Raw genomic sequence first — 392 nt, 5'->3', positions numbered from 1 at the left:
GCGTCTGCGTATAATTCTGGACCATAAGACAGGGTTCAGAGACGTTATAGAAAGCATGATGCGGGAGCATCAGCCCAACAATCTTATTCTCCATCTGCTCGAATTTTATTTCATCACCAACGATGACACGACCATCAAGAGAAGGCTCAACACAGAGAGCCATAGCAATATCGGGCCCGAACATATCCAATGATTTAGGGACACCTATCGTGGCTTCGCCTTCATCACGCTTCGTGAAAAGCTCAGCATCATTGATGACACGCTTCTTCATCATCTTCAGAGATCCATCAGACTGATCTCGAACGATGCGAAGCCTCTCATCATTAAGAGACCCCTTGAACTCCTTAAACGATCCGTACCTCTGTATCAGTCGCGTATTGAGTGTCTCATTA

General features: G+C 45.9%; 1 protein-coding gene. It reads right to left on the bottom strand.

What is annotated here, in order from left to right:
• Positions 1-392: hypothetical protein (locus KP705_RS18800; protein WP_215765405.1), on the bottom strand; the 392-nt coding region annotated here is incomplete at both ends.

The sequence above is a fragment of the Gluconobacter sp. P1D12_c genome (assembly GCF_018812105.1).
GTDB classification, from domain to species: domain Bacteria; phylum Pseudomonadota; class Alphaproteobacteria; order Acetobacterales; family Acetobacteraceae; genus Gluconobacter; species Gluconobacter oxydans_A.
The sequence above is the reverse complement of the archived record's forward strand: the minus strand, read 5'-3'. Positions and strand labels throughout refer to the sequence as shown.